At 66.5% G+C, this 24,901-nt stretch carries 25 protein-coding genes; 13 read left to right on the top strand and 12 right to left on the bottom strand.

What is annotated here, in order from left to right; all coding sequences use genetic code 11:
• Positions 1–35 precede the first annotated feature (35 nt).
• Positions 36–2,720 (bottom strand): pyruvate dehydrogenase (acetyl-transferring), homodimeric type, encoded by a 2,685-nt coding sequence (gene aceE / locus LXE91_RS20470; protein WP_039343972.1) that lies wholly within the window; start codon positions 2,718–2,720, stop codon positions 36–38.
• A 173-nt stretch (positions 2,721–2,893) separates the two neighbouring features.
• Between aceE and LXE91_RS20465 the strand changes: the two genes are divergently transcribed.
• Complete coding sequence (locus tag LXE91_RS20465) at positions 2,894–3,349, top strand: MarR family winged helix-turn-helix transcriptional regulator (RefSeq protein WP_039343974.1); 456 nt, start codon at positions 2,894–2,896, stop codon at positions 3,347–3,349.
• Between the two features lie 18 nt (positions 3,350–3,367).
• On the opposite strand, the gene LXE91_RS20460 is transcribed toward LXE91_RS20465, so the two are convergent.
• Positions 3,368–4,492: a transketolase-like TK C-terminal-containing protein gene (locus LXE91_RS20460; RefSeq protein WP_039343975.1), complete on the bottom strand. Its 1,125-nt coding sequence runs from the start codon at positions 4,490–4,492 to the stop codon at positions 3,368–3,370.
• Positions 4,493–4,597: 105 nt separating this feature from the next.
• Between LXE91_RS20460 and LXE91_RS20455 the strand changes: the two genes are divergently transcribed.
• From LXE91_RS20455 to LXE91_RS20435, 5 genes are all read left to right on the top strand, one after another.
• Positions 4,598–5,245, top strand: coding sequence for a glutathione S-transferase family protein (locus tag LXE91_RS20455; protein ID WP_039343979.1), 648 nt, complete (start codon positions 4,598–4,600; stop codon positions 5,243–5,245).
• A gap of 202 nt (positions 5,246–5,447) precedes the next feature.
• On the top strand, positions 5,448–6,962 hold the full coding sequence (locus tag LXE91_RS20450) for a purine-cytosine permease family protein (RefSeq protein WP_039343981.1): 1,515 nt from the start codon (positions 5,448–5,450) through the stop codon (positions 6,960–6,962).
• Positions 6,963–7,294: 332 nt separating this feature from the next.
• Entirely contained in the window at positions 7,295–8,119 is an 825-nt protein-coding gene (locus LXE91_RS20445) for a hypothetical protein (protein ID WP_039343983.1), read from the top strand.
• A 204-nt stretch (positions 8,120–8,323) separates the two neighbouring features.
• Positions 8,324–9,574, top strand: a complete 1,251-nt coding sequence (locus LXE91_RS20440) for an MFS transporter (RefSeq protein WP_039343985.1) — start codon at positions 8,324–8,326, stop codon at positions 9,572–9,574.
• Between the two features lie 173 nt (positions 9,575–9,747).
• Entirely contained in the window at positions 9,748–10,359 is a 612-nt protein-coding gene (locus LXE91_RS20435; RefSeq protein WP_039343987.1) for a cysteine hydrolase family protein, read from the top strand.
• Positions 10,360–10,379: 20 nt separating this feature from the next.
• On the opposite strand, the gene LXE91_RS20430 is transcribed toward LXE91_RS20435, so the two are convergent.
• The 3 genes from LXE91_RS20430 to LXE91_RS20420 all read right to left on the bottom strand — a co-directional run bounded on the left by LXE91_RS20430 (position 10,380) and on the right by LXE91_RS20420 (position 13,947).
• Positions 10,380–12,005, bottom strand: a complete 1,626-nt coding sequence (locus tag LXE91_RS20430; RefSeq protein ID WP_039343989.1) for an amidohydrolase — start codon at positions 12,003–12,005, stop codon at positions 10,380–10,382.
• 419 nt (positions 12,006–12,424) lie between these two features.
• On the bottom strand, positions 12,425–13,240 hold the full coding sequence (locus LXE91_RS20425; protein ID WP_220497409.1) for a helix-turn-helix transcriptional regulator: 816 nt from the start codon (positions 13,238–13,240) through the stop codon (positions 12,425–12,427).
• 230 nt (positions 13,241–13,470) lie between these two features.
• A complete protein-coding gene (locus tag LXE91_RS20420; RefSeq protein WP_039343993.1) occupies positions 13,471–13,947 on the bottom strand; it encodes a nuclear transport factor 2 family protein in 477 nt (158 codons plus the stop codon).
• Positions 13,948–14,276: 329 nt separating this feature from the next.
• On the opposite strand from LXE91_RS20420, the gene LXE91_RS20415 reads away from it, so the two are divergent.
• A complete protein-coding gene (locus tag LXE91_RS20415) occupies positions 14,277–14,663 on the top strand; it encodes a winged helix-turn-helix transcriptional regulator (RefSeq protein ID WP_039343995.1) in 387 nt (128 codons plus the stop codon).
• Positions 14,664–15,154: 491 nt separating this feature from the next.
• Here the strand turns inward: LXE91_RS20415 and LXE91_RS20410 are convergent, their stop codons facing one another.
• Positions 15,155–15,529, bottom strand: a complete 375-nt coding sequence (locus tag LXE91_RS20410; protein WP_076841343.1) for a YXWGXW repeat-containing protein — start codon at positions 15,527–15,529, stop codon at positions 15,155–15,157.
• Positions 15,530–16,135: 606 nt separating this feature from the next.
• Between LXE91_RS20410 and LXE91_RS20405 the strand changes: the two genes are divergently transcribed.
• On the top strand, positions 16,136–17,257 hold the full coding sequence (locus LXE91_RS20405) for a porin (protein WP_039343997.1): 1,122 nt from the start codon (positions 16,136–16,138) through the stop codon (positions 17,255–17,257).
• 180 nt (positions 17,258–17,437) lie between these two features.
• Here LXE91_RS20405 and LXE91_RS20400 read toward each other — a convergent pair whose 3' ends face one another.
• On the bottom strand, positions 17,438–17,836 hold the full coding sequence (locus LXE91_RS20400) for a GreA/GreB family elongation factor (RefSeq protein WP_039343999.1): 399 nt from the start codon (positions 17,834–17,836) through the stop codon (positions 17,438–17,440).
• A gap of 512 nt (positions 17,837–18,348) precedes the next feature.
• Between LXE91_RS20400 and LXE91_RS20395 the strand changes: the two genes are divergently transcribed.
• Positions 18,349–18,678 carry a DUF4148 domain-containing protein gene (locus LXE91_RS20395; protein ID WP_039344002.1) on the top strand — a complete coding sequence of 110 codons (330 nt, stop codon included), beginning with the start codon at positions 18,349–18,351 and terminating at the stop codon, positions 18,676–18,678.
• A gap of 157 nt (positions 18,679–18,835) precedes the next feature.
• Here the strand turns inward: LXE91_RS20395 and LXE91_RS20390 are convergent, their stop codons facing one another.
• Positions 18,836–19,294, bottom strand: a complete 459-nt coding sequence (locus tag LXE91_RS20390; protein ID WP_039344004.1) for a CBS domain-containing protein — start codon at positions 19,292–19,294, stop codon at positions 18,836–18,838.
• Positions 19,295–19,472: 178 nt separating this feature from the next.
• Between LXE91_RS20390 and ribA the strand changes: the two genes are divergently transcribed.
• Both ribA and LXE91_RS20380 read left to right on the top strand, forming a co-directional pair.
• On the top strand, positions 19,473–20,123 hold the full coding sequence (gene ribA / locus LXE91_RS20385) for a GTP cyclohydrolase II (protein WP_039344006.1): 651 nt from the start codon (positions 19,473–19,475) through the stop codon (positions 20,121–20,123).
• Positions 20,124–20,273: 150 nt separating this feature from the next.
• Complete coding sequence (locus tag LXE91_RS20380; protein WP_039344008.1) at positions 20,274–20,840, top strand: GNAT family N-acetyltransferase; 567 nt, start codon at positions 20,274–20,276, stop codon at positions 20,838–20,840.
• A 21-nt stretch (positions 20,841–20,861) separates the two neighbouring features.
• On the opposite strand, the gene LXE91_RS20375 is transcribed toward LXE91_RS20380, so the two are convergent.
• Positions 20,862–21,248 carry a VOC family protein gene (locus LXE91_RS20375; protein WP_039344010.1) on the bottom strand — a complete coding sequence of 129 codons (387 nt, stop codon included), beginning with the start codon at positions 21,246–21,248 and terminating at the stop codon, positions 20,862–20,864.
• Positions 21,249–21,545: 297 nt separating this feature from the next.
• On the opposite strand from LXE91_RS20375, the gene LXE91_RS20370 reads away from it, so the two are divergent.
• A complete protein-coding gene (locus LXE91_RS20370; RefSeq protein ID WP_039344173.1) occupies positions 21,546–21,836 on the top strand; it encodes a hypothetical protein in 291 nt (96 codons plus the stop codon).
• 173 nt (positions 21,837–22,009) lie between these two features.
• Here LXE91_RS20370 and LXE91_RS20365 read toward each other — a convergent pair whose 3' ends face one another.
• The 3 genes from LXE91_RS20365 to LXE91_RS20355 form a co-directional block, all read right to left on the bottom strand.
• Positions 22,010–22,774, bottom strand: coding sequence for a hypothetical protein (locus LXE91_RS20365; protein WP_039344012.1), 765 nt, complete (start codon positions 22,772–22,774; stop codon positions 22,010–22,012).
• Positions 22,775–22,825: 51 nt separating this feature from the next.
• Positions 22,826–23,434, bottom strand: a complete 609-nt coding sequence (locus tag LXE91_RS20360) for an acyl-homoserine-lactone synthase (protein ID WP_039344015.1) — start codon at positions 23,432–23,434, stop codon at positions 22,826–22,828.
• A 213-nt stretch (positions 23,435–23,647) separates the two neighbouring features.
• A complete protein-coding gene (locus LXE91_RS20355) occupies positions 23,648–24,091 on the bottom strand; it encodes a DUF4902 domain-containing protein (protein ID WP_039344017.1) in 444 nt (147 codons plus the stop codon).
• A gap of 73 nt (positions 24,092–24,164) precedes the next feature.
• Between LXE91_RS20355 and LXE91_RS20350 the strand changes: the two genes are divergently transcribed.
• Positions 24,165–24,884: an autoinducer binding domain-containing protein gene (locus tag LXE91_RS20350; RefSeq protein ID WP_039344021.1), complete on the top strand. Its 720-nt coding sequence runs from the start codon at positions 24,165–24,167 to the stop codon at positions 24,882–24,884.
• The last annotated feature ends 17 nt before the right edge of the window (positions 24,885–24,901 follow it).

Below are 24,901 nucleotides of genomic sequence, written 5' to 3'. Positions count from 1 at the left end.
GGCCGGAGTAATCCCGCCTGCCGCACGCCGCTTGGTTACACGCTGGCCGGATCGACCTTGTCGATGTCGATGCCGTAGCGCCGGATCGCTTCGCCTACCTTGGCGCGCGGTATCGCGCCGTCGTCGGCGAGCGCCTTCAGCGCCGCGATCACGATGAAGTGCCGGTCGACCTCGAAGAACGTGCGCAGCGCGTCGCGCGTATCCGAGCGGCCGAAGCCGTCGGTCCCGAGCGACACGAAGCGCCGGCCGTCGACGAACGCGCGGATCTGGTCACCGACGATCTTCATGTAGTCGGTCGCCACCACCACCGGCCCCGTGCGGCCGTCGAGGCATTGCTGCACATACGGCACGCGCGGCGCCTGCTCGGGATGCAGCAGGTTCCAGCGTTCCGCGGCGAGCCCGTCGCGGCGCAGTTCGTTCAGGCTCGTCGCGCTCCACACGTCACTCGACACGCCGAAGTCCTGCGCGAGCAGGTCGCTCGCGGCGATCACTTCGCGCAGGATCGCGCCGCTGCCCATCAACTGCAGATGCGGCGCATCGGCCGTGTGTGACCTACCTTCGCGCAGCAGGTAAAGCCCCTTGAGAATGCCGGCCTCCGCGCCGTCCGGCAGCGCCGGATGCGGGTAGTTCTCGTTGAGCAGCGTGATGTAGTAGTAGACGTCCTCCTGTTCCGCGAACATCCGCCGCAGGCCGTCGCGCACGATTACGGCCAGCTCGTACGCATAGGTCGGGTCGTACGACACGCAGTTCGGAATCACCGACGACAGCACGTGGCTGTGCCCGTCGTCGTGCTGCAACCCTTCGCCCATCAGCGTCGTGCGGCCCGACGTCGCGCCGAGCAGGAAGCCGCGCGTACGTGCGTCGCCGGCCGCCCAAGCGAGATCGCCGACGCGTTGCAGCCCGAACATCGAGTAGAAGATGTAGAACGGAATCGTCGGCAATCCATGATTGCTGTACGCCGTGCCGGCCGCGATCCACGACGCGATCGCGCCCGATTCGTTGATGCCTTCCTGCAGGATCTGCCCGTCCTTCGCTTCCTTGTAGTAGCTGAGCTGGCCGGCGTCCTGCGGCGTATAGAGCTGGCCGAGATGCGAGTGGATGCCGATCTGGCGGAACAGGCCCTCCATCCCGAACGTGCGCGATTCGTCCGGCACGATCGGCACGACGAGCTTGCCGAGTGCCGGATCCTTCAGCAGCGTGCCGAGGATGCGCACGAACGCCATCGTCGTCGACAGCCCGCGCTCGCCGCTGTCCTTGAGCTGCCCGTCGAATGCGGCGAGCGGCGGCACCGGCAGCGGCGCCACGGTGCTGAAGCGGGCCGGCACGTGGCCGCCGAGGGCGGCACGGCGTTCCGCGAAGTAGCGTGCCTCGGCGCTGCCCGGTTCCGGCTTCAGGTAGGGCAGTTCGTCGAGCTGCGCATCGCTGACCGGCAGCACGAAGCGGTCGCGGAACGCACGTACGGCATCCGCGCTCATCTTCTTCAACTGGTGGTTCACGTTCTGGCCTTCGCCGGCCTCGCCCATCCCGAAGCCCTTGACCGTTTTCGCGAGCACGACGGTCGGCCGTCCGTCCGCGCGCATCGCCTGCGCATAGGCCGCATACACCTTTTCCGGGTCGTGGCCGCCGCGCGCCAGTTTCCAGATGTCGTCGTCGGACAGGTCCGCAACGAGTTCGAGCAACTCGGGATACTTGCCGAAGAAATGCTCGCGCACGTACGCGCCGCTCTGCGACTTGAAGGTCTGGTAGTCGCCGTCGACGCATTCCATCATGCGCTGGCGCAGCAGGCCCGTCGTGTCGCGTTCGAGCAGGCGATCCCAGCCGGCGCCCCAGATCACCTTGATGACGTTCCAGCCCGCCGCACGGAACGTGCCTTCGAGTTCCTGGATGACCTTGCCGTTGCCGCGTACCGGGCCGTCAAGGCGCTGCAGGTTGCAGTTGACGACGAAGATCAGGTTGTCGAGCCGTTCGCGCCCGGCGAGCGAGATCGCGGCGAGCGATTCGGGCTGGTCCATTTCGCCGTCGCCGAGAAAGGCCCACACCTTGCGGCCCTGATGCGCTTTCAGCCCGCGATATTCGAGGTAGCGCATGAAGCGTGCCTGATATGCGGCCGTGAGCGGCCCGAGCCCCATCGACACGGTGGGGAATTGCCAGAAATCCGGCATCAGCCGCGGATGCGGATACGACGACAGCCCGTCGCGTCCCGCTTCGCGGCCGGCCTCGCGGCGGAAGTTGTCGAGTTGCGCGTCCGTGATGCGGCCTTCCAGGTACGCGCGGCCATAGATGCCGGGTGCCGAATGCCCCTGGATGTAGACCATGTCGCCGTCGAACGTGTCGGTGCGGCCGCGGAAGAAGTGATCGAAGCCCACGTCATACAACACCGCGGCCGACTGGTAGGTCGCGATATGCCCGCCGACGTTCGAAAGCCGGCCGGCGCGCAGCACCATCACCATCGCGTTCCAGCGGATCATCGCGTTCAGGCGCCGCTCGAGCGCGAGATCGCCCGGATAGGCCGGTTGCCGTTCACGCGGCACCGTGTTCACGTACGCGGTCGTCACGCGGCCGTGCAGGTCGCCGTGGCGTGCCGCGTCGAGGTCGGAAAGCCGGTCGAGCAGGTAGTGCGCGCGCGGACGGCCTTCGAGTGCGATCACGGATTCGAGCGCATCGAGCCATTCGCGGGTTTCCTGCGGGTCGATGTCGGGTAGCGTGAGAGGTGCGGTCATGCAATGTCTCCAGAAGCATAAGGCTGCGCGGGGCGACGATCGTGGCGCCGCGACGCGCGACGGAACGCCCGCCGATCGGCGGGCAGATGGTTGCAATTGCAATCGTATGGGGGCAATTGTTATCGAGGTAAAATTTAATTGCAACTGCAATTCAACGAGAGGAACGACCTGACATGAGCGCACCCGAACCCGATCTGTGGTTCTCGTTCGTCCGCGCACACCGGACGATGATTCGCGAGATCGAGCGCCGCCTCGCGGCGGCCGGCCTGCCGGCCTATGCGTGGTATGACGCGTTGTGGGGGCTCGAAAGCGGGCCCGACGGCACGCGCCGCATGCACGAACTCGCCGACGTGCTCGCGATCGAGCGCTACAACCTCACGCGGCTGATCGACCGGCTCGAACAGGAGGGGCTCGTCACGCGCGCCCGTTCGGCGGACGACGGCCGCGCCGCGTTTGCGAGCATCACCGACAAGGGGCGGACGCTGCGCAAGAAGATGTGGAAGGTGTACCAGTCGACGGTCGCGGAACTCTTCCTCGATCAGTTCGGCAGCAAGGAACAGGCGGCGATGGCCGCCGCGCTCGACCGTGCGATCGCCGCCGCGCGCGAGGCCGGAGCCGACGCGAAGTAGCGGTAGCCGGCCCGCACGTCAGCCGCTCGCATGACGGCGCATCGCCCGCGCGGCCCAGTCGGCCGGCACCCAGCCATCGTCGGCCAGCAGGCGAAGCGCGACCGCGGCGATCCAGTGTGCATTCGGCGCGCGCGTGCCGGCACCGGCGCCCGGGCCGGCGGAGTCCGCGCCGAGCGCCGCGAAGCGGGCCGGGACGAACGCGCCGAGCTGCGCGGCGACGTGCCGCGCATAGCCTGTCACCGCGAGCACCGGCGTGCGGCTGTTACCGATGCATCGGCGCACATGCGCGATGCGCGGTTCGTCGTACGGGTGCAGCAGGTTCCACCGGTCGGCTGCGTAACCGTCGCGGGCGAGCTGCGTGTAGCTCGGGCAACTCCAGATCGTCGAGTCGATACGCCATTCGTCGCGCAGCAGATCGGCTGCTTTCATGACTTCCGCGAGCGTGCTGCCCGCGCCGCACAGCCGGATCTGCGCAGCCGCGCCGGCCGCCGCGCGCCGGCCGGCCCGCACCATGCCGCTGAACGCGTCGCGGGCCGCCGTGGCCGACAGCGGTTTCGCATCGGGGACGAGATCGTCGTGGCTCGCGAGGTAACAGAATCCCGGCTGGCCGGCGACATAGAGCGCGCGCAGCGCGTGGCGCAGGATCGCAATCGCCTCATGGCCCGACGCCGGATCGTACGGCGTGCACGCGGTGTTCGCGGCCAGCCAGTGGGGGACGTCGGGCGTCACGCCTTTCGGCCAGGATGACGCGACCGTTTCGGCATCGTTGACGAAGATCCCGCGATCGACGGTTTCGGCCGACGCCAGCCGCAGCCGGTCGGTCGCGCGCGCATGCAGCAGGTACAGCAGTGGTTTCTCGAACCGCTTGCGCGCATCGAGAAACCGCAGCGGCCACGCGCTGATGCGGCGATGTGCGTCGGTGTCCGCAGACGGTTCCCGCGCATCGGCACGCACGATCCATACGCGTTCCGATGTCGCGGCATCGCGCTCGAGGCAATCGGCGGCGGTGCGCATCGCGCCGAGCGGCGACACCGCGCGGCCACCCGGCGCGAGCCGTTGCGTCAGCAGCGTTTCGAGGCAGGCCGCCGCGGCGCGGCGGGTGTCGGGTGTCCGCACGGGCGGACCGGATCGCGCAGTCTGCATGTCCCTCCTTCGAGTACTGGCATGTCGCCGGGGCTGTCGATTCCGGCATAGGATTGCAATTGCAACGATTGTAGTTGCAACGATAACCGGAAGACAAGGACCGACATGACCTCGACGCATCCCCTCACGTTCCATACGGCCGACACGCCGAACGGACACAAGATCGCCATTTACCTGGAAGAGGCCGGGCTCGCCTACGACCGCGTGCACGTGAATCTGTCCGCCGGCGAACAGCGCAGCCCGGCGTTCCTCGCGATCAACCCCAACGGCAAGATCCCGGCCATCGTCGACCACGACACCGGGCTGACCGTGTTCGAATCCGGCGCGATCCTGAGCTATCTCGCCGCGAAGACGGGCGTTCTGCAGCCTGACACGCTGGCCGAGCACACGGCCGTCCAGCAATGGCTGCACTTCCAGATCGGCGGGATCGGGCCGATGCTCGGCCAGCTCTGGTGGTTCCTGCATGCCTCGACGACGGTCAATGCGCAAGCGCTCGAGCGTTACCGGAACGAGGCGCGGCGCCTCTATGGCGTCGTGAATGGCCGTTTGGCGGAATCGGCGTATCTCGCGTCGCCGCGGTATTCGATCGCCGACATCGCCGCGTTTCCATGGCTGCGCGCGGCGCCCGAACTCGATCTCGATCTGGCCGACTACCCGCACGTCGAGCGCTGGCTCGCCGGCATCGAGGCGCGGCAAGCCGTTCAGCGGGGCCTGGTCGCATGCCGCGCGCCGGCGGCGGAGGGCGCGCACTGACCTCGCATCGCCCGCGCCGTACGGATGGCGCGGGCGCCGGCCGCTGGCCTGCCGGGAAACATTGTTCTCCTTCGTCGTAAACGTCTCGAATGCGTGATATTTGCGCCGCGCGATCCGGTTTAGAGTGGCCGCGAATCGATGACGATGTGTCGTATCGCCGCAGTCCCGGGCGGTACAGACGCACCAGAGGAGTGGGAGACAAATGAGTGAAGGCAGGATTACGCAGGTCGAGTCGTTCGGTTTCGAGCGCATTCCCGATGCATCGCGCTATGCGCGGCCGATCGATCTGTTCAGGTTGCTGTTCGGCGGCTGCAATACTTTTTCCACATCGGTGCTCGGCAGTTTTCCCGTGCTGGTCGGGCTGTCGTTCAAGGCGGGTGTCTGCGCGATCGTGCTCGGCGTGCTCGCCGGCACCTGCATCCTCGCGCCGATGAGCCTGTTCGGCCCGCGCAACGGCACGAGCGACCCCGTGTCGTCCGGCGCGCATTTCGGCATCCACGGCCGGATCGTCGGCTCGTTCCTCGCGCTGCTCACGTCGATCGCATTCTTCTCGCTCGCGGTGTGGAGCTCGGGCGACGCGCTCGTCGGCGGCGCGCACGACATGGTCGGCGTGCCGGTCAACGGCTTCACGCTCGGCGCGGCGTACATGGTGTTCGCGGTACTCGTGCTGATCGTCTGCATCTACGGCTTTCGCTTCATGCTGTGGGTCAACAAGATCGCCGTGTGGGCGGCGAGCGTACTGTTCGTCGCGGGCCTGTTCGCGTTCGCCGGCCTGTTCGACACGCGCTACGCCGGCACGGTGCAGCAGGGCAGCGCGGGCTTCTGGGCCGCGTTCGTGGGCGCGGTGCTGGTGGCGCTGAGCAACCCGGTATCGTTCGCGTCGACGCTCGGCGACTGGGCGCGCTACATCCCGCGGCACACGCCGAAGCATCGCGTGATGGGCGCCGTGTTCGCCGCGCAGATCGCGACCTTCGTGCCGTTCTTCTTCGGCCTCGCGACCGCGACGATCATCGCGACGAAGGCGCCCGCGTTCATCGCGTCGAACGACTACGTCGGCGGGCTGCTTGCGATCTCGCCGCGCTGGTTCCTGCTGCCGATGTGCCTGATCGCGATCATCGGCGGGATGTCGACCGGCACGACGGCGCTGTACGGCACCGGCCTCGACGTGTCGAGCATGTTCCCGCGCCTGCTGAACCGCGTGCGTGCGACGCTGCTGATCGGCACGATAGCGATCGCGTTCATCTTCGTCGGCCGCTTCTGGTTCAACCTCGTCGAAAGCGTCGCGACGTTCTCGACGCTGATCGACACGTTCAGCTGCCCGTGGATGGCGATCATGGTGATCGGCTACGTGACGCGGCGCGGCTACTACCTTGCCGACGACCTGCAGGTGTTCAACCGCGGGCTGCGCGGCGGCCACTACTGGTTCACGCATGGATGGAACGTGCGCGCGATGGGGGCGTGGCTGCCGGCCGCGATCGTCGGGCTGTCGTTCGTGAACCTGCCGGGGCAGTTCGTCGGGCCGCTCGGCAACCTCGCGGGCGGACTCGATCTCAGCGTGCCGGTGTCGCTGGCGGTGGGCGGCGCGCTGTATTTCGTGCTGCTGACGCTGTATCCGGAACCGGATGGCGTGTACGGTCCGCGCGGGCGACGCTTCGTGCGGGGTAGTGGGCAGGCGGCGCGCGGCAATGGCGCGCCGGCGATCCAGCCGAAGGGGTAAGCGCGGCGCGTGGCGCGTGGCGCCGCAAATGACGATGCCGCCGCGCGGGAGAGCCGCCGGCGGCATCGCCGTTTTCGGGCGGGTGGGTGCCAGAGGGGGCGGTTGTACGGCGTGTTCATGCACGACGGCGCGCCGGCAGTTTCGGAGCGAGCCGTTGGGCGTCAAATAGCGACGGATGCGGCTGTCCCGCGGGCTGCCGCCGATCGATTCCGGCACGCAGGCAGGCCCCCCCCCGATACGGATGACGTGGTCGAACGCGTCGGCGCCGTCGCTTCCGTGACTTAGCAGGTCGCTATCATGGCGGCACGTAAGGTCGGCATGGGAGGTGACGGATGTTTTCAAGGTTGAAGAAGCTGCTCGACGGCGGGGCGGCGCAACAGGCCGCCGTGCCGCAAACGGACCGGCGGGCAGCCTGGTCGGGTGAATCGCTGGTGCAGCCGCGGCACGTGCTGTGCTTTCTCGGCGCTGAACGCGAACTGCGGCGCCTGCGCGATGCGACGAACGCGGCGATTGCCGAATTCGCAACGGGGTTCGGCGTCGACGACGCCTATTCCACCGCCGCGCCGGACGAGCGGATGAGCCGTTCGTTCGAGATTTGCCGCGACCGCGTCGAACCGGATGCGTGGACGCGGGCGGACGCCGAAGCCGTCGGCGCACATCAGTCGGTGCTGTACGTGCTCGGCCCGCGTATGACGCGGGACAATGCCGTGCGTGCGACGATCGGTGCGCTGTTCCTGGTCGATCGGCTGATCGATGCCGGCGCCGTGGCGGTCAAGGGCGAGAGCGCGGGCGTGGCGCACGGGCTGCACCGATGGCGAGAGCTGATTCGGATGGGCGCGGTCGCGACCGACCGCGACGACACGCTTGCGCAGAACCGGGTGTGCCGGCTGGCGTTCGCTCGGCGCCCGCTGGGATCGGACGGTTACTTCGAGAGCGTGGGCTTTCATCTGGTCGGCTTGCCGGACGTGCAGGTGCCGCGTTCGCGCGGAACCGATCGCGACTCCGTGGCCATCATGGATGCCGTGGCCGACGAGATCGTGCGACAGGGGATCGATGCGACGTTACACGCACGCGAGGCATTGCTGGTCGACGACGGGTCTCACGACGAGGACGACTTCAAGTTCAATCCGTACGGGATCGTCCGGCTGTCGACGTGAAGAACGACGCGGGTCTCCAGGCCGGTTCCGCGGCAGCTCGACGGGGCTGATCGGCCCGGCCCCGGGCGTCGAGGCGATCGATCGGTTGCCGAGTCGGTTCGGGTATCGGGCGAACCGATGCTTAGCATCGCGGGCGGCGGCCTACCGCGGGCGCCGCCCCATCGTTACGCTTGGGCGATCATCCACTCTGTCCGGAAGGTCGACATGTCCCGGCTCGACTACAAGTTGCTCGGCCCCTGCCTGCTCGCGATCGCGATCGACGCGATGGGCTTCGGGCTCGTCTATCCGATGATGTCCGCGATCTTCAGCGATCCGCATGCGGGCATCCTGCCGGCCGGCGCCGGTGCGCATGCGCGCAATTTCTACCTCGGCCTCGGCTACGGGATCTACCCGTTGTGCATGTTCTTCGGCTCGTCGCTGATGGGCGACCTGTCCGATCGCTACGGTCGCCGCAGGATCCTGCTGCTGTGCTTGCTCGGCCTCGCGGCCGGCTATGCGATGATGGCGGCCGGCGCGTGGCACGCGAGCGTCGCGCTGCTGCTGGCCGGCCGCGGGCTCACCGGGCTCATGGCAGGCTGCCAGGGTATTGCGCAGGCGGCGATCACCGACCTGAGCACGCCGCAGAACAAGGCGTACAACATGAGCATCATGTCGCTCGCGTTCAGTGCGGGCGTGATCGTCGGCCCCGTGCTCGGCGGCGTGACGTCCGATCGCACGATTTCGCCGCTGTTCGATTACGGCACGCCGTTCGTGCTGGTCGCCGCGCTGTCGCTGGTCTGCGCGTTCTGGACCTTGGCGTCGTATCGCGATTCGGCCGCACCGCGCGGCGACACGCGCATCGATCCGCTGCTGCCGCTGCGGATCATCGGGGAGGCCGCGCGCCAGCGCAACGTCGCGTTCCTGTCGGTCGTGTTCTTCCTGATGCAGGTCGGCTACGGGCTCTACCTGCAGACCATCATGCTGTTGCTGCAGGCGAAATTCGGCTACACCAGTGCGCGGCTCGGGCTGTTCAGCGGCGTGATCGGCCTTTGCTTCGTGTTCGGGCTGTTGTTCGTCGTGCGGCGGATGCTGCGCGTGTGGCGCGTGGTCGATATCGCGAAGACGGGCCTGCTCGTCGCGGGTGTCGGCCAGGTCCTGTCCGCGCTGTTCCCGCACGAGCCGGTGCTGTGGGCGCTCGCGATGGTCGTCGGATGCTTCGACATGGTCGCGTACACGACGATGTATACGGCGTTCTCCGACGCGGTCAGCGAGGATCGGCAAGGCTGGGCGCTCGGCGTCGCGGGCTCGGTGATGGCCGTCGCGTGGGTCGTCACGGGCGCGCTCACGAACCTGCTGCCCGTGTTCGGCGAGATCGGCCTGCTGCTGGTCGGCGGCGCGGGCTTCCTGCTCAGCTTCGCGATGATGGTCGCGTATGGCCGCACGCAGCCGGGCGCGCGAACGGCCGCGCTGTCGTAGGCGGCTTGCACGTTGGCCCGATCCTGTCGGACGTTGTCCCGCGCACCGCTGTCGCGCCGGGGCGTGCGGCCCGACACTGGCGCCTCGCGTCCCGGGAGTATCCGGGCCGCGTACGGCGGCGCCGGCTGGCCCGGCGCGCCGTTCCTTCGACATGCCAACAGAGAGGGCGACCCATGCAACATCCGACCATCCGTACCCTGGCGGGCGCGAGCGCGCCGACATCGATCGACGCCGCCCGCACCGCGCTGCTGGTGATCGATTTCCAGAATGAATATTTCAGCGGCCGCCTGCCGATTCCGGAGGGGCCGCGCGCGCTGGGTAACGCGCAGCGCGTGATCGCGTTCGCCGATCGCGCGGGCATTCCGGTGTTTCACGTCCAGCACGTCGATGCGGCCGACGGTCCGATCTTCGCCGACGGCAGCGACGGCTTCCGCTTTCACGCGGACCTGCAGCCGGCGGCGCATCACACGGTGGTGAAGAAGACGTCGGTGAGCGTGTTCCCGACGACGGACATCGACGCGCGCCTGAAGGCGGCCGGTGTCGACACGCTGATCGTCACGGGCCTGATGACGCATGCATGCGTCGCCGGCGCGGCACGCGACGCGGTGCCGCTCGGCTACGCGGTGATCGTCGTCGACGACGCATGCGCGACGCGCGACCTCGACATCGCGGACGGCGGCACGGTATCGCACCGCGACCTCCATCGCGCGACGCTGGCCGCGCTGTCGGACACGTTCGGCGACGTGCTGACGACCGAGCAGGTGCTGGCGCTGGCCGTCGCCTGACGGCCGCATGGATGCGTGCTTCAGTCGGCCCGGCCCGGCGCGGCGTATACGACTTCGCCGCGGAAGCACGTCTCGATCACACGGGTTTGCGCGAACGTCTCGACGGGGTGCGCGAACGGATTGCGGTCGAGGATCGCGAAGCTCGCGTCCTTGCCCGCTTCGAGCGAACCCGTGCAGTCGTCGAAGCGCAGCGCATACGCGGTGTTCACCGTATAGGCCTCGAGCATCGTGAGCAGGTCGAGGCGTTCGTGCGGATTCCACGGCGGGCTGTCGGGCTGGTCGATCAGCAGGTGCGTGACGCCCGTCTGGATGATCTGCATCGGGTCCATCGTGCTGACCGACCAGTCGGAGCCGGCCGCGAGCATCGCGCCCGCGTTGCGCAGGCTGCGGAACGGATAGTTGCGCGCGGTGCGTTCCGCGCCGAGCAGGTCGCGGTAGAGCTGCTGCTGCTCCTCGCGCGCGGCCGTCCACAGCGTCTGCACGCTGGCGATCGCGCCGAGCCGGTTGAAGCGGCTCATGTCGGCCGGATCGACGAGCTGCAGGTGCGCGAGCTGCGCGCGGCGGTCGCGCATGCCGTTGCGGATCTGGACATATTCGAGCGCGTCGAGCGTCATGCGTACCGCACGGTCGGCGAGCGTGTGGAAGTGCAGGTCGAAGCCGGCCGTATCGGCAAGCAGGCAGATCTCGTTCAGTGCGTCCTGGCTCCACAGCGCGAGGCCGCAATCGTCGGTGCCGGCGTATGGCTCGAGCAGCGCGGCGGTCTTCGATTCGGGCACCCCGTCGACGAAGATCTTCACCGTATGCAGGCGCAGGTTGTCGCATTCGTACTCGCGACGCCATCTGGCGAAGCGCTCGATCTGTTCGCGCGGATCGCGGCGCGGGTTCGCATAGAGGCCCGCGCTCATGTATACCTTCAGCGTGCCCGCGCGCTGCGCGTCGGCATACGCGTTGAGCTCGGCCTCCTCGACGCGCGCGTCGAACCAGCCGGTGAGGCCGTAACCGTGCGCCATCGCGTGCGCTTTCGCGAGCGACTTCGGGTAGCCGGCCGGGCTCAGTTGCGGAATGATCGGGCACACGCGGTAGAACGCCGCTTCATGCACGACACCATTCGGCGCGCCGGATGCGTCGCGCTCGTACACGCCACCGGCCGGGTCGGGCGTATCGGCGTGGATGCCGGCCGCTTCGAGCCCTTTCGTGTTGAGGCAGCCGCTGTGCACGTCGAAGCCGACCACGAGCAGCGGCCTGTCGGGCACGATCCGGTCGAGCAGCTCGCGGGTCGGATACGCGCCGAATGCGGCCAGGTTGGCGCCGCCGAGATAGACCCACGGTTCGTTCGGCGTCGCATCGGCGCATGCGCGAATGCGCTGCAGGATCGCGTCGGGATCGTTGATGCCGGACAGGTCGAAGTCGCCGAGGATCTGGTGGCCTTCGAGCGGATGCACGTGGCCGTCGATGAGGCCCGGCAGCATCAGCCTGCCGGCCAGGTCGACGATGCGCGTCGCGGGGCCGGCCAGCGCGCGGATGTCGTCGTCGCGGCCGACAGCAACGATCTTGCCTTCTTTGGTGGCGAGCGCCTGCGCGAAGCGGCGTTGCGCATCGCCCGTGTAAAGCAGGCCGTTCAGATAGACGGCATCGGCGTGTTGCATGTGTCTCCTCCGGATGAGGGAAGGTTCGACGGGCGCACGTGTGCGGCGGACGGGCCGTGCGGCACGTCCGGTCGCGTGAACCCGGTCGGGTTTGAATGAGGTGCGGGGCGGCTAGGTGCCGGTGGTGCGCGGCAGGCGCGGCGAGGCGTCGTGGTGAAGGCCGGCCCCGGCGCGAGCGTCACGCCGATCGCGCCACCGGGTCAGAATCGGAGGATCGATGGGTGACGCGCGCGCGGCCGTGCGGGCCGGCGTCCATCCGGTATTCGGCATGCCGTGTCTCCGTGATATCCGACGCGTTCCGGTCGTCGGGTGAGTCAGATACTAGGAGCGGGGCGGCCGGCTGTCTGTCATCGTTTTGAGGACAACGCGCGACAAAGGCGGCGGGGGCGAGACGGATTGACGCGATGCGGAGGGGGCATCTATTGACCGCGGTCCTCCGGCGGTTCCTCTTCGGTCACGCACCACGCGAACAGCCCGGCCCGGTTCGCCACGCCGAGCTTCGCGAGCGCGCGCCCGAGATAGGTGCGCACGCTGCTCGGCTTGAGCGCGAGCGTCTCTGCGATCTGCGGGACGGGCCGGCCTTGCAGCACCGCGCGGCACACGAGCCGCTCGCGCTGCGACAGCGCCGCGCCGCTAGCCGACAGGCGCTGCTCGAAGCGCTGCAGCAGCGCGCCGTCGTCCGAGCGCGGCGTCAGGCGGGCGAGCCGTGCATGCTGGATCAGGAGCGGCAGCACGAAATCGCCGAGCTGCCGCAGCAGCGCCAGCTCGGCCAGCGTATAGGACGGCTGGCCGCGCCGGCGGAACAGCGAGAACGCATAGACATAGTCGCGCTCGCTGCCGAGCAGCGTGCAGTCTTCGCCGAGATCGCCGAGCGCGAAATGGCGGCCGTATTCGGTTGCCGTATCGATGTCCTCGTTGCACGAGAACACGAGCTGCGAATCGGTGGCGCGCTCGATATGCGGGAGCAGCGTGTCGGTGCGCCAGTCGCCCTGGGTGTACAGGTCGAGCGCGTGGCGCGTGCCGTCGGGATCGTCGCCGCCCGCGAAGAACAGCACGTCGACGCTGTCGATCGACTGCGACGGCGCATCGCGACGGTAGCGTGTCGCGACGCTGTAATGGGACTGCGGATCGACGGTTTCGCGCAGCCACGCCCAGAGCCGGGCGGGAAACTGCGGACTGCCGAGGCTGGCGACCAGGTCGCCGGCATTGCTGAGGGAAATATGGGCGGGGCTCATCGTTGACACCGTCTTCGCGAACGGCCGTCCGTGCCGGCCGTGCTTCGCTTGCGACGGCACGCCGGCGGCGCGGCGGCTGGCGGTGCGGTCATGCGGGACGGAGGCCGGCGCGGCGGCGAAGCTCGATTGTAGGGGACTTCGCCGGCGCGGGGCATCCGCGCTTGCCAGACGGTCGGTCGTCCGTCGACGGATGGTGTGCATCGTGGCGCACCAAGCGCCGGCCGCGCGCGTCAGAACATCGTGTTCGCGTTCGCGGACTTTTCCGGTACCGGCTGGATCACGTCCCAGTGTTCGACGATCTTGCCGTCCTTTACGCGGAAGATGTCGACGACCGCTTCGCCGCGGTCGCCCGGGCGCTCCGTTGCATGCACGTGCAGGTAGACGAGGTCGCCGTCGGTTGCGCTGCGCACGATGCGGGCGCGCGAAGCCGGGTTCTTCTGGAACGCGCCGACGAAGTACGACACGAACGGCTTCTTGCCGTCCGGCACGTGCGGGTTGTGCTGCTTGTAGTCGTCCGCGACGACGGCGGCGGCTTCGACGGCTTCGTGCCTGTTGAAGAAGCGGTCGTAGAACGTCAGCACGAGCTGGCGGTTGGCTTCCTCGGCGGCCAGGTCGCGCGTGGCCGGGCCGGCGGCCAGCGCGGCCGTCGACGCGGCCAGCAGGACGAGCGCGGCAACGGCGCGAACGGAGGAGCGGAGCGATGACATGTTGCGGGTTCCTCGTCTGACGAAGCGTGGGTCGGTGCGCGATGCGCGACGGCGGGTCGAGCCTGCCGCGGCGATCGGCGTGCGACGGCGCATGGTTGCGGATACACGAGCCTTGTCGGCGCGAAGGATTCACGGCCCGGTGCGAACCGTCACGATGCTGGTTGGGCGAGGCCCGCGCGCCGTCGTCATGCTTCGTTGAACTGGCGAATCCGCGCGGCCGTCGGTCGCTCGAATGGTACAGTTGCCGCGAACCCGTCACAAGAAGTCAGCGCGGTGTGAACAGGTCACACCGCGCTGACCATGCATTGCCCTTGAAAGAGAATCCAGTTATGTCGTTTCCGCCCGCCGATGAACCCGTCGAACTCGATCAGCCGTGCCCGATCCGCGATGTGCTCGATCGCATCGGCGACCAGTGGAGCCTGCTCGTACTCGAAGCGCTGTCCGGCGGGACGATGCGTTTCAACGAACTCGGCCGTACGATCGGCGATGTGTCGAACCAGATGCTGTCGCGCACGCTCAAGCGGCTCGAGCAGGACGGCTTCGTCAGTCGCACGTTGTACGCAGAAGTGCCGCCGCGTGTCGAATATGCGCTGACCGATCTCGGGCGTTCGTTCCTGACGCCGATGCAGGCAATGATCCGGTGGGCCGACGAACATCATCGCGCGATCTGCGTTGCGCGACGGCGTGCACGGGAGCTGGAGGGCGGCGGGCGCTGAGCGGGCGCGTGCGCCGTCTTGTCGCTGCGTGTTGTGCCGCGGATCGGTTGTGATGCGACGACGCGTGGCTTGATTGTCGGCGCATCGCCATTGCATGATTTCGTTATCCGAATGGTCTCGTCGGGTTGAGCGAGGGCGCTGATGCTCCGGTGTGTTTCATTCGGCCCGGATGCGGCAATGCGCTGGCGGCGCCCCGCTTGCAAGGGCAGGTACGGGGCGACCGCGACAGCGGACTTTCTCCGCCTGGCGGACGAAGGGTGCGGCAGGGTCCGCTCGAGGCGGGATGGTGCGCCGTAGATCAGCGAGCCATGTCGATGGCCGAGGTTGCGTGACCGGAAGCGTCGCCGCCGGTTTGCGCACCGGCTTTGGGGCGGGGTGGGGCTGGATTCGCGGGGCGCCAGCCGGGCGTCATGATTGTCGGGGCTGAACGGCACGGATTTGCCCGCGCCGCCCGGCCCGTGCCTGCCACCGGGCGGGCGCCGGATGGCTGCCTATCGCCAGGTGCCGTCGACGTAGATCCACACCTGTCCCTGGCGGCGCCAGTAGCCGGGTATCCATCGGCGCCCGGGGCGCCGTGCGACCCAGCGCCCCGGCACCCATATATAGCGGCCACGCTGCCAGCGCCAGTAGCCGTCCGTCCATATATAGCCGTGCGGCCGTGGCGGCGGCGGGCGGCGATCGTGCCGGGCGGCCGGCGGTGCGAAGCCCGGGCGGTCGGGATAGGGCGGCCCGCCGGGCACGCGATTCGGGCCGGACGGCCGGTATACGGGCGGAGCGGGCTGGGCCGAGGCGGCGCGGAGCCAGCCACCGGTGCCCATGAAGGCGGCGGTCAATCCGATGGCGCGTAACAACGAGCGTCGATTCATGGCGGTCCTGTTCTGTATTCGAGGCTGCCTTACATTAGCCTGCCAGTCGGCCGGCCGGGTTACGCGAGCGGTTAAGGCTGTTACCGCGTGTCACGGCAGGTGGGCGAACCCCGGCAGATCGAAGCCGGCCCTTCCGTATGGATGGCCCACGGATGGATGTGCCCCGGTGAACGCATGTCGTGCGCTGTTTACTGGCCGACGGATGCGTTTTAGGTGTCCGAGCCTGAAATTCGAGATCGGATTGGGTAAAATTTGCCGATTCCGGGGTGTCTCGCCGAATCCGTTTGTTGTTTCTATGCAACCGTCAAGACGATGACATGAAAGAATGGTGCGATGAAAGGCTCCAAAAAGCCCCCGTCAAGAAGTCAAAAACAAACATCAAAACAAATACTTATAACTCGGCCCTACTTTCATTATTTCTAGTTCTGGAAAAGCTTATTTCTTTATTTGCGGATCGCTCCCCTAGGGTACACCCCTAAACTCACGGTTCCCAAACGGGCAACTATCCGGGCGCCGCCAGCAGAATCGATGGCGCTCCCGGGCGGTTGCAGACCGTTTATGAACAAGGTCGCGAGACCTGCCTCTTTTTAGAAGGGAGCTCCACGAATGAACAAGACTCTGATCGTTGCAGCAGCTGCAGCATCGTTTGCTACCGTCGCTCACGCGCAAAGCAGCGTCACGCTGTACGGCGTGCTGGACGCAGGCATCACCTACACGAGCAACGTCCAGCCGGCACTCGGCCAAGCTGGCAAGTCGCGTTGGGCGATGGGTTCGGGCATTGACCAGAGCCGTTTCGGCCTGCGTGGCTCGGAAGACCTGGGTGGCGGCCTGAAGGCAATCTTCACGTTGGAAAGCGGCTTCAACATCGGTAACGGCAAGTTCGCGAACGGCAACGGCGGCATGTTCAACCGTCAAGCTTTCGTCGGCCTGTCGAGCCAGTACGGCACGGTCACGCTGGGTAAGCAGTATGACGCAACGCAAGACTACCTGGCGCCGCTGACGGCAACGGGCTCGTGGGGCGGCACGTACTTCGCGCACCCGCTGAACCTCGACCGTCTGAGCACGAACGGTGATGTCGCTCAGAACAACACGATCAAGTTCACGAGCGCGAACTACGCTGGCCTGCAATTCGGCGGCACGTACTCGTTCTCGAACAACACGAACTTCGGCAACAACCGTGCATACAGCGCAGGCGTTGCATACCAGTTCCAAGGCCTGAAGCTGGCTGGTGCATACTCGCAAGCGAACCTGGGTGACGGCACGAACGCAAACGGCGCAACGTCGTCGGCAATCGGTGGCATCGCTAGCCAAGGCCGCGTCCGCACGTACGGCGCTGCTGCTGGTTACGCATTCGGCCCGGCACAAGTCGGCGCTGCATGGACGCAAGCGCGTCTCGACAACAATGCTGTCGGTCTGGGCACGCTGCGCACCGACAACTACGAAGTCAACGCCAAGTACAACCTGACGCCGGCTCTCGGCCTGGGTGCTGCTTACACGTACACGAACGCGAAGATCAACAACGGCAGCACGCACTGGAACCAGTTCGGCCTGCAAGCTGACTACGCACTGTCGAAGCGCACGGACGTCTACGCACAAGCTGTGTACCAGCGTGCAGCGAAGAACGGCATCGGCGCGTCGATCTACAACGGCAACAACTTCAGCGACAACCTGCCGAGCTCGTCGATCAACCAAACCGCAGCAACGGTTGGTCTGCGTCACCGCTTCTAAGCGTGACGGCGGGGTAACCCGCATCGCAGCATCGAAAAAGGCGCCTTCGGGCGCCTTTTTTTCGTCTGCGGGATGTGATGGCGACGATTCGGATCGCCGGAATGCAAAAAAGCGAGGCATTGGCCTCGCTTTTTTGCATTCTGCGCCGGTGTCGAACTCGGCAGCCGGCTGCCGATGGTGTCAGCGCGTGTATTCGCCGTTGGCTTCCGGCTGGAACACGATTGCGGAGACCTTCATCAGCTTTTCGGCACCGCTCGGCTGCATCACCTTGACCATCTGGCCACGCTGGGTGCCCAGCAGGGCCATGCCGACGGGCGAGAAGACGTTCAGGCGGCCGAGTTCGAGATTGGCGGCATCCGGATAAACAATCGTCCAGGTGGCCTGTTCCTGGGTCGCCTCGTCGAGCAGCGTGATCTGCGAGTTCATCGTGACGACATTGGCCTTGATGGCATCGGGCTGGACGATGTCGGCACGCTCCAGCAGCGTGTCGAGCATGGTCTGGAAGCGCGGGTTGTGTTCGGCGTGCTTTTCGAGGCGAGCAACGTCGAGTTCGGTCAACTGGTAAAGGCGTTGTTTCATGGGAGTTCTCCAAATGATCGGCAAGGGCAGGCGTGGCGTGCCTATGGGGATCGCCCGGAGCCTGTCTGACCTGGCTCCGGGAGGAGACCGAGCCGTCAGATCAGGCGCCGGGCAGGGGCGAGCGGCACCTGGGCCGTGCGTCGAGCGAGGGGATGCGCCGGATGGCCGGCGCGCGCGCGCACGCCGGACGGGCCGGACGGCGAAACCGAAAAGGGCGTGAGCGCGTACATGGTGGATGGGATATCGACTGACGAATATAACCTTACGATTCTACAACACAACCTTCAGGATATGTCATTTGGCTGTCGGCATTTCGTCAGCGATTGTTGTGCAGATGAAGCAAGTTGCGACGATGTCACGCCGGATGTGCCGGCGATTTTTGTCAAAATCGCAACGCTGTATGTTCAAACTAAGGGTTTCCCCTTGGATGGACGAGAACTAAACTGGATTCCATCGCTTCAGACAGTCCTGCCGAGGCGACGCCAAAAGAGAACATACACCGGAGGTAAATCATGAAGTCGATCATCTACGCAGCTATCGCCGCATCCGTCCTTGCCGCACCGATCGCATCGTTTGCACAGTCCGAACAGGGGCTGACGCGCGACCAGGTCAAGGCCGAACTCGTACAACTCGAACAGAACGGCTACAAGCCGCTCGCGAGCGATTCGCAGTACCCGAACGACATCCAGGCAGCCGAACAACGGATCCAGCCGAACCAGCCGACGCTCGCGCAGGCCGACACGAGCGGCTACGGTGCAGTGGCGACGGGTGCCGGCCAGGCAGGCCGCCGCATCACGCATGACGCGCCGAACCCCGTGAACTCGGTCTACTTCGGCAACTAATCGAACGTCCCCGGTCTGCCCGAGCGCAGGATTCAATCGACGAGACGCGCGGCATGTGCCCGCGTCGTTCGCCCGCAGGAGCAGAACCTCCGTCGCCGCATGCCGGCGGCTTTCCGCCCAGACGCTGACGCGTTTGGGCCTTTTTCGCTGGGGCGGATCAGGTGGAAGCGACCGGTGTGCCGTGAATGTAGTGTTCGAGCTGGCTGATCGTGAACTGCTGATCGGCAATCACGCTCTTCACGAGGTCGCCGATCGAGATGAGCCCGACCAGCTTGCCGCCGTCGAGGACGGGCAGGTGGCGCATGCGGTGTTCGGTCATCAGCGCCATGCACTCGTCGGTGGATTGCGAGGGTTCGACGTAGCGCACCTTCGCCGTCATGATTTCCTCGACGCGGGTGGCTTTCGATGAGCGGTCCTGCAGGACGACCTTGCGCGCATAATCGCGCTCGGTGACGATGCCCGCGATGTCGTCGCCGTCCACCACCAGCAACGCGCCGATCCCCTTTTCCGCCATCAGCTTGATGGCGTCGTAGACGAGATCGGTCTTCGTGACGGTGTAGATCGTGCGGCCCGAATCCGGCTTGGCCTTGAGAATCTGCGCGACAGTCGTGCTCATTCGCTTTCTCCGTGTGCAGGTCGATACAGGGAAGGCAGGGCGTTGGTGCGCGACACCCGATAAGCCCAGTATAGCCGGGCAGCCAGTGGCAGTCGCGTGACGTTTCCAGATTAGCGGTAAACTCCGGTCACGCACTATCCACACAACTCCTACATTCCTGAACGTTTCGATTGAATTCATGATGTCTTCGCGTCCCCAATCGCCCACGCAGGGCAATGACCAGGCCGACGAGTGCGTGACCCTCGTCGCCACCGCGTCGCTGCCTACGCGCTACGGTACGTTCAAGTCATACGCGTTTCGCGTATCGGGCAGCGATGCCGAACATCTCGCGCTCGTGATGGGCGACGTCGCCGGCGAGCAGTCCGTGCTGACGCGCCTTCATTCCGAATGCCTGACCGGCGATGTATTCGGCTCGTACCGCTGCGACTGCGGCGAGCAGCTCGATCTCGCATTGCGCTACATCGCGGCGGAAGACCGCGGCGTGCTGCTGTACCTGCGCGGCCATGAAGGGCGCGGGATCGGCCTGAGCAACAAGATCCGCGCTTACGCGCTGCAGGAGCAGGGGCGCGACACCGTCGAGGCGAACCTCGACCTCGGCCTGCCCGACGACGCCCGCGAATACGATTCGGCCGCCGCCATCCTGCGGATCCTCGGCGTGACGTCGGTGCGGCTGATGAGCAACAACCCGGCGAAGTTCGATACGCTCGCGAAGCACGGTATACCCGTCTGCGAACGCGTGGCGCTTGCCGTGCCCGTGCGCGAGGAAAACGAGCGTTATATCCGCACGAAGCAGACGAAGTTCGGGCATTACTTCGAAGAAAACGAGTAATCGCCGCGGGCGCACCAGCGCCCGTATCTCGTCATTCGTTCACTGGATCGTCGCCGGCAAAGGCGACGATTTCCATCTCTCCTCCATCCGTTCCGCTTTCAGGTTTGTGGCGGCACTCGCGTCACGCGGCCCGAACGATCCGTCTCCCCTATGTCCATTCCGTCGAAGATCGAAACCGAGCGCCTGACGCTGCGTCGCTGGCGACCGGCGGATGTGGGCGCGTTGTCGGCGATGCATGAGGATCCGGACGTGACAGCATGGCTCGCGCGCGGCCCGATGTCAGTTGACGAGGCGAGCGACGCCATCGCGCGCTTCGACGCGCATTTCCACGCACACGGTTTCGGCCCGTGGGCCGTCGAGCGCCGCGCCGACGCGATGCTGATCGGTGTGTGCGGCCTGTCGCACGAAGCGCGTGCAACGCATCCGATGGCGCCGTGCGTCGAGATCATATGGCGGCAGGCGCGTCACGCCTGGGGGCACGGCTACGCTGTCGAAGCCGCTGCCGCCGCACTGGCCGACGGGTTCGACCGGATCGGGCTTGGCGAGATCTTTGCGTGGACGGCAGACACCAACCTGCGATCACGGCACGTGATGCAGCGGCTCGGCATGCAGCGTCAGCCCGCGCGCGATTTCGACCATCCTGCGTTGCCTGAAGGACACCCGCTGCGTCGGCACGTCGTGTATGCCGCTCGCGCCGCCGGTCTGGCCGGCGCGTAACGGCTCACGCGTGATCGCCTGTCAGCGCCACGTGCCGTTCTGCAGCACGATCCGGTAGCCGTCGGCGTCCTCGAAAGTCTGGCCGGATATTTCCCAGAACGGATTGAACGACGTCACCGGCATGAAGCCATGTTCCGTGGCGCGCGCGCAGGCGGCTTCCCATTCTGGCCGATCGGGCAGGTAGAACACGATCAGGTCTTCGGGCGTCGGTGACGGGGCGATCGGGTGGTCGGGGCAGTGCGTGAATTCGAAGTGATAGTCGAGGCCGTCGCGCCCGAGCATCACGCCGGAAAATCCGTCGTGATCTTCAAAGCGCGCGAGGACGGACAACTCGAGGGCGTCGCGATACATGCGCTCGGTACGGGCGAGGTTGCTGACCGGGCGGGCAATGCGCAGATGGGCGTGCAAGATGGCCTCGGAGGCGAGTGGCGGGCTGGTCAATGATAAGCCGGCCGATCCGGATTGCGTGTGACGAACGGAGCGCGTGTCGGCGCGGGCCCATCGTATCGAACGATATGGGCACCTTCCGGCCAAACGAATCGAACCGTCGAACCTCGTCTCGTGAAAGGAAAAACATGACGCCCTCGATCAAACGCGTGCACCCCATTGCAGCCGGTGCCTGTCAGGACAACCTTCGGCGTCCTGTTTTCGCCTCGGTCTGTCGATCGATGGGCCGACGTGCCGATGCCGGGCGAGGGCGCGCAAATGGGTAAGCTCGATCTCCGTCGGCCGGTTACCGGCCCTTATCGGCAGTCGCGGTGGGCAGGCGTGCTCGAGGTTACCTTTGGATGGGTGGCCAAGGGGACGATGGTTCTGGTCGGACTCGGCATGGTCGCGTTAGCGGCCCTGACGGGCGACGTGGGTGCGCTGGCGGACCTGCCAACGACCAAAAAGGGTTGGTTGACCCTGCTGCTGGTCGTGTTCGCGTTGATCGTGCTGGTTATTGCGGTGCACCACTACTGGCCGTGGCTGCGTGGCGCGCGCCCGGCAGGTTAGGCGGGGCGGAGGGGGATGTGTCCCCGCAATTCGAGCGGGCAAGAAAAAGCCCGCTTCATTGAGCGGGCTGAATCCATGTTTGGAGACATGGAGGAGACAGACGTAAATTTAAGGGAAAACCCGAGGCATGGCAAGCCCTAGTTGTATCGATACAACTTTTTGTTGCGCCGCACTCACATGCCGCCTGCCCGGGCGTGCGCCGCAAATGCGCTGAACCGCTCCTGCGCGACCGGTAACGCGTACTTGTCGCGCATCTCCGTTTCGATCCATGCACAGGCTTCGCGCGCGCAGTCGGTCAGCGCATGCCGCGTAGCGTGGCCATCGATGTCGTAGACGAAGCGCACGCCGACCTCGTCGTCGGCCACCTGCCGCTCGAGCTGGTTGAGCTGCAGCCGCGGCCCATGCTGTTGCGACAGTGCACGCAATTCATCGAAGTGATATTCGAGCCAGTCGGCGAAGAACAGCGCGTCGCTGTGGCACGGCAACCGGAAGGCCGCGCTGCGCGACGGGCGCGGCCCGGTTTCGCCGGCCGACGCGCGCGGTTCGCCGTCGGTGGCGATGGACGCGTCGACGGGCGCGAGCGGCTGCTGAATCTGGCGGTAGGGCTCGCGATCGCGCAACGCATGCCACAGCAATTCGTCGCCGGCGGCGCCGGAAGGCTGCATCGTCAGGTCATGCCGGCCTTCGCCGGCCGGCGCGATGTCGCGGATCACGAGGCGCAGCGAGCAGAGCGGCTCGTCCGCGACCAGCAGCGTCGCCGCGCGCGGCAGCCCGCACACGAGCGGCGCGGCGCCGGCCGCGCGGAACACGAGCCCGCGACGGTCGAGCCGCACGAGCGGCAGCGGCCGGGGAAACGACGGGTAGACGACCTCGATGCGGGCGCCGTTGGCGCTCGTCAACCCGGGCATCATCGCGCGAAAGACCTGAGACTGGTCCACGTTGATTCTCCTTCGTTACGATGCCGCCCGGACAGAAACGCGCGTTCCGGTTCAGGCGGCGATGGCTTGCTGGGCGGCTTGCCCCGGCTCGATTCCCAGTGCTGCAAACGTTTGCGGATCGATGTCGATCCAGCACGCGACCACCAGACGTCCGTCTACCTGCTTCGGCGGGCCTGCGCGGTGCGCGTGTATGCCGATCCGGCGGAACAGCCGCTCCATGCTCGCGAACGTCACGCCGATCAACTGCCGCGCGCCAAGCTGCGCCGCGCATTCGACGACGGCTGCGAGCATCGGGCGCACGGCCCATTCGGCATTGCCCGGGCCGCCTTCGTCGTCGGTTGCCGCAAACCGGGACAACTCCCAGACGGCGGCCGATTGCGGCAGCGGCATGTCTTCGGCGATCAGGTCGGCGAACAGCGACTTCAGCAGATACGGCCGCGTCGTCGGCAGCAGGCGCGCACATCCGCACATGTCGCCGCCGGCGTTCCGCGCGAACACGTACACGGTATCGTCGCGATCGAACTGGTCGCGCTCGAAGCTTTCGTTTGCCGACGGGAGTGCCCAGCCCAGCTGCTCGACGAACACACGGCGCCGATAGCGCCCGAGATCCGCCGCAAGTTCGTGTGGCAACCGCCCTTCCTCGTGAACGAAGGTCCGCATGGTGTCCTCGGATCTGTGCTTTTGTATGCGTGCATTACATCGCGCAGCACGAGGGGGCTGTAACTGGTAACTCTTACAGGGTGACGCCGGAAAGACGCCGTTTAGGACGTGGTAACGGTTTCTTGATCAACGGGATTGAAAACCGTGGCGCTTTTGCTTATAAAGAGCGCCAGCATCATGAAATTGTCAGAGGAATAGAGGCGCTGCCAGTTGTCACTGGAGCGTCGGACCGGCATGATAGGCGTCGTTGTGCCCGAGCAGGGCCGACGCGACCGCGGCGGCCCAGTCGATGTACGCGAGCCGTGCGGCGAGCGCGGCGGCGGTGCGGAACATGCCGATGTCGGCACCCGTGGCGTCGGTGACCATCACGTTGCTGCGGACGTCGCCGCCCGCGATCACGAACGTGCCCGTCGCGCGTTCGAGGTACCAGTCCCAGCCGATCGTCACGTAAGGGACGCCGGCACTGGCCGGGCGATGCCATTCGGTGTAGCCGGCGAGGCGTGCGTCGATGGCGCTGTCGCGCAATTCCTCGAGCAGCGATGTGTCGAGGCCGCTTGCGACATGGTCGAGCGCAAGCACGGCCAGTGCGCCTTCTGGCAGGCGTACGTAGCCGTCCGGGGACGGGCCGGGGACCGGGTGCAGCAAAGGTGAAGTCATGCGCGGAATGTATCAGCCTCGAACGGGTGCTGGAACCTGACAAGTATGACAGCGTGACGTTGTCGGAGAATGAATGGAACTGCGCTGGCAGGATGCCTATCAACAATTCAGCGCCGCGGAAGACGAGCAGCAGCTCTTCCAGCGGATTGCCGCCTATTCCAAACGGCTGGGATTCGAATACTGCTGTTACGGCATTCGCGTCCCGCTGCCCGTATCGAAGCCCGCGGTCGCGATCTTCGATACCTATCCGGACGGCTGGATGGCGCACTACCAGGCGCAGAACTATATCGAGATCGACTCGACGGTTCGCGACGGCGCGCTCAGCACCAACATGATCGTCTGGCCGGACGTCGACCGGATCGAACCGTGCCCGCTGTGGCAGGACGCACGTGATTTCGGGTTGTCGGTGGGCGTCGCGCAGTCGAGCTGGGCGCCCCGCGGCGCGTTCGGCCTGCTGAGCATCGCCCGCCGTGCAGACCGGCTGACGCCGGCCGAGATCAACATGCTGACGTTGCAGACCAACTGGCTCGCGAACCTGTCGCATTCGCTGATGAGCCGCTTCATGGTGCCGAAGCTGGCGCCGGCGGCCGGCGTCACGCTGACCGCGCGCGAGCGCGAGGTGCTGTGCTGGACGGCCGAGGGCAAGACCGCGTGCGAAATCGGCCAGATCCTCAGCATCTCGGAGCGGACGGTCAACTTCCACGTCAACAACATCCTCGAGAAGCTGGGCGCGACGAACAAGGTCCAGGCGGTCGTCAAGGCGATCTCGGCCGGGCTGATCGAGACACCCTGACAGCGCGTGAAGGCGGC

The organism is Burkholderia contaminans (assembly GCF_029633825.1).
Lineage (GTDB): Bacteria > Pseudomonadota > Gammaproteobacteria > Burkholderiales > Burkholderiaceae > Burkholderia > Burkholderia contaminans.
This window is presented reverse-complemented; position numbering and strand designations above follow the sequence as displayed.